Annotated in this window: 4 protein-coding genes; 3 read left to right on the top strand and 1 reads right to left on the bottom strand. The window is 30.3% G+C overall.

Translation table 11 applies throughout. The features are described from left to right. Positions 1 to 102 precede the first annotated feature (102 nt). Positions 103 to 543, top strand: a complete 441-nt coding sequence (locus tag BUB34_RS12750) for a YaiI/YqxD family protein (protein ID WP_073127830.1) — start codon at positions 103 to 105, stop codon at positions 541 to 543. A 128-nt stretch (positions 544 to 671) separates the two neighbouring features. Then, on the top strand, positions 672 to 1,082 hold the full coding sequence (locus BUB34_RS12745; RefSeq protein WP_073127827.1) for a universal stress protein: 411 nt from the start codon (positions 672 to 674) through the stop codon (positions 1,080 to 1,082). Between the two features lie 85 nt (positions 1,083 to 1,167). On the opposite strand, the gene BUB34_RS12740 is transcribed toward BUB34_RS12745, so the two are convergent. Further along, the gene (locus BUB34_RS12740; protein WP_073127825.1) at positions 1,168 to 2,271 is read right to left on the bottom strand and encodes a DEAD/DEAH box helicase; all 1,104 of its coding nucleotides are present in this window, start codon (positions 2,269 to 2,271) and stop codon (positions 1,168 to 1,170) included. A 432-nt stretch (positions 2,272 to 2,703) separates the two neighbouring features. On the opposite strand from BUB34_RS12740, the gene nifV reads away from it, so the two are divergent. Further along, positions 2,704 to 3,852: a homocitrate synthase gene (nifV, locus tag BUB34_RS12735; protein WP_073127823.1), complete on the top strand. Its 1,149-nt coding sequence runs from the start codon at positions 2,704 to 2,706 to the stop codon at positions 3,850 to 3,852. Positions 3,853 to 4,027: the final 175 nt, after the last annotated feature.

Here is a 4,027-nt window from a genome sequence, read left to right as displayed (position 1 = left end):
TTTATACAAATTTAAAAATTAAGAAAAGTTGTTAATGTTCGTTAGATTATTAGAAAGTTTTCTATCAAATGTTACAACTACATTATACAAGGGGGAGATAAGATGAAAATGCTAATAGATGCCGATGGATGTCCTGTAGTGGATATATCTATAAAGGTTGCTAAGATGTTTAATATAGATGTAACACTAATTTGTGATACCTCTCATAGCATAAATAAAGAAGGTGCTAACACGATTTTAATGCCAAAAGGAAAAGATTCTGTAGATTTTGAACTGGTAAATAGAGTTGAAAAAGGAGATATTGTGGTTACTCAAGACTATGGGCTTGCAACTATGGTTTTAGCGAAAATGGGTAATGCAATAAATCAAAATGGACTAATTTATAATAACGATAATATCGATCAGTTGTTACTTTCAAGACATATATCCAGTAAGATAAGAAATTCTAGAGGAAGGGTTAAAGGACCTAAAAAAAGACAAAGAGAAGATGATATAAAGTTTGAACAAAATCTAATAAATCTTTGCAAGACTCTAATAAAATAAAGATATATATAGCGAAAATTACAAAATAGTTTATTGACACTAATATCCAAATGTTATAGAATTAATCCAACAAGAGGAAATTGTTTGCCTCGAGGGAATCTTTAATTAATTAAAAGGGGAGATGCTGTATGAATAAAAGAAAAGTACTAATACCTATTGATGGAACAGAAAGAAGTATGCACTCTTTAGAGTTCATAAAGAGTATATTCTCTAAAGATTCAGTTGAAATAGAAATTATGAACGTAAAAGAATTAGTATTTATTGATGGTATATCATTGGCAGATGAAATAAAAAATTCTGAAAAAATTGGAATGAGAATACTAGATAATGCAGCTGAAATAATGGAAGGGTACAATGTAAGTACACATTTTACTTTTGGATATGCAGCAGATGAAATAGTAAGAAGATCTAAGGAGCAAGAAATAGACATTATAGTTATGACTAAATCTACTAAAAAAGGTCTGACTAGAATAATAGGTTCAGTAACAGCTAGTGTAGTCAAACAAGCAAAATGTATTGTAATGATTGTTCCAGAATAAGAAATATATATTTTAATAAGTTGAAATAAAAAGGAGCATCGCATAGGCAATATTAATTTGCCAAGCGGGGCTCCCTTTATTTTTACTAAATTTCTCTTCTAGGTATACTAAAGTCTATTGAATCCTCTATATCCTTTAGAGTATTTTCATTTTTTGGAGATACGAACATACAAGTGTATCCTTTTTCACCTGCGCGACCAGTTCTTCCAATACGGTGGATATAGTCTTCTGGTGTTTCAGGTATATCAAAGTTATATATATGTGTAACACCTTCAATGTCAAGACCTCTAGATGCAACATCAGTTGCTATTAGATACTGTATATCTGCATTTCTAAAAGATTTCATTATCTTTTCACGTTTTCCTTGAGGAATATCGCTATGTATCTTTTGGCAGTTATAACCTCGTTGTGCAAGGGCAATTTCTAGGTTGTCCACCCTTCTTTTGGTTCTACAAAAGATTATCGCCATGAATGGATTATCCTGATCTAAAACAGCACATAGTGCATCTTGTTTTTTTCGATCTGTAGTTTCTACAACATCTTGCTTAATAGAGTCAAGTGTTATCTTTTCATTTTTTATTGTAACTATAGAAGGATTTAGCATGTATCTATATGCCAGCTTCTTAACCTGTGGATTTAATGTTGCAGAGAAACACAGTGTTTGGCGCTTTTTAGGCACTTCTTTTAGTATAGTTTCAATTTCATTTTTAAACCCTAAAAGTAGCATTTGATCAGCTTCATCGAGTACAAAAGTTTTAATTTTACTAAGGTCAACAGTTTTTCTGTCTAGGTGATCTAAAAGTCTACCAGGAGTTGCAATTATAAGCTGGATATTTCCTTTTAATTTTTTTATTTGAGCATTTATATCCTTTCCACCATAAGCAGCCAATATATTTATATTTTTTGCTACATTTAACTTATTAGCTTCCTCAAATATCTGAAGGGCAAGCTCTCTTGTGGGAGAAAGAATCAAGGCTTGTACTGAGTTTATTTTTGGAGATATATTTTCAAAAATCGGAAGTAAAAAAGCCAGCGTTTTGCCTGTACCTGTTTGAGCCTCTCCAATTACGTCTTTACCATCCTTTATAAGAGGTATACTTTCTTCTTGTATCGGAGTTGGTTCGTTTATCCCTAATTTATTTAGTATATTTACTATATCTTCGTCTATTCCTAATTTTCTAAAATTCATGATTTATTACCTCTCATTACTATCATTTATTTTCATAATAATACTATGACTAATTAATAATATCATAACAAATATATTATTACTAATTAATATTGTACAAAACTTGCAGATATATAACAGATTATTCAAATTTGAGAATTTTACATCCTAAAAACTTAAAATTTAAAGTTATTATATTTATTAATTATATAATTTACAGGTAAAAGTGAAATTAATAAAAAAAATATTTCATTTTTAAATGAATTTTAAAAAAATCAAAAAATATAGTGCATATATCAAGAATAAGTAATATAATACATTGTAAGGGAAATTCTAAGAATCAAAAAACAAAAATGAAATATTAAAATGAAATATTGCAAAAATAAACTTCAAAAAACAATTAATTATGAAAAGCATTGAAAAAATATAAATTAATTTAAGGGGGACATAGGTATGTGTGTAGTTGATAAAGTTAAGTCTAAGGAGATAAAAATAGTTGATACAACACTTAGGGATGGTGAACAAACAGCAGGAGTAGTATTTGCTAACCACGAAAAGGTAATAATAGCCCAAATGCTTAGTGATTTAGGTATTAATCAATTAGAGGTAGGTATACCAGCTATGGGTGGAGATGAAAAAGAGGCTATTAAGTCTATATGTAAAAGAAACTTAAAATCTAGTATTATGGCTTGGAATAGAGCTGTTATAGGAGATATAGAACAATCTATAGATTGTGGAGTTGACGCAGTAGCAGTCTCTATATCAGTTTCAGATATACACATTCAAAACAAGTTGAGAACATCTAGGGGATGGGTTTTAGAGAATATGGTTAAGTCTGTAGAGTTTGCAAAAAAGAATGGACTATATGTATCAGTAAATGGAGAAGATGCATCTAGAGCAGATATAGACTTTTTAATTGAGTTTATAGAAGCAGCAAAACAGGCAGGAGCTGATAGATTTAGATATTGTGATACTGTGGGAGTTATGGAACCATTTAGAATAGAAAATACAATAAAAAAATTATTTGAAAAAACGAATTTTGATATAGAAATGCATACTCACAATGATTTTGGTTTGGCAACAGCCAATGCTATTGCAGGTGTTATTGGAGGAGCTAGTCATATCGGAGTCACAGTGAATGGTTTGGGAGAGAGAGCTGGGAATGCTGCACTTGAGGAGGTACTTATGTCTCTTAAACATGTTTATGGATATCAGTTAAATATAGATACTAGAAAGTTCAAGGAATTATCAGAATATGTTTCAAATGCATCTGGGAGAGAATTGCCTGCTTGGAAAGCGATAGTAGGAAGTAATATGTTCAAACATGAGTCAGGGATACATGCAGATGGAGCCATAAAAAATCCTAAAAATTACGAAGCCTTTGACCCGAGTGAAGTTGGTCTTGAAAGACAAATTGTAATAGGCAAACACTCTGGAAAAGCTGCTCTAGTAAACAAATTCGAAGAATATGATATTGATTTGTCTACAGATATGGCAAATAGATTGTTAGAGGAAGTTAGATCTGTTTCAGTTAGAATGAAGAGAACTTTATTTGATAAGGAAATCGTTCAAATATATCATGACCTTCTAAATAACAATTAAGATCTTAAATTTGAAGTCACGTTTATATTAAAATTTGATGAGTGATTATATGAAAATTTTAGGTAGATAAATTTATAATTAGGGGGTAATAAGATTGGGCGACAATTTAGTTTATAAAATACTTAAGAAGCACTTAGTTGAAGGCGAAATATCTAGCGGTAATTCTATAGGGATA

The organism is Asaccharospora irregularis DSM 2635 (assembly GCF_900129815.1).
Lineage (GTDB): Bacteria > Bacillota > Clostridia > Peptostreptococcales > Peptostreptococcaceae > Asaccharospora > Asaccharospora irregularis.
Note: the sequence above shows the minus strand (reverse complement) of the source record. Positions and strands in the feature narration are given on the sequence as shown.

Bases quoted from the DNA above. Each gene is read 5' to 3' on its own strand.
- BUB34_RS12750 (WP_073127830.1), top strand. From the start codon at position 103: ATGAAAATGCTAATAGATGCCGATGGATGTCCTGTAGTGGATATATCT.
- BUB34_RS12745 (WP_073127827.1), top strand. From the start codon at position 672: ATGAATAAAAGAAAAGTACTAATACCTATTGATGGAACAGAAAGAAGT.
- BUB34_RS12740 (WP_073127825.1), bottom strand. From the start codon at position 2,271: ATGAATTTTAGAAAATTAGGAATAGACGAAGATATAGTAAATATACTA.
- nifV (WP_073127823.1), top strand. From the start codon at position 2,704: ATGTGTGTAGTTGATAAAGTTAAGTCTAAGGAGATAAAAATAGTTGAT.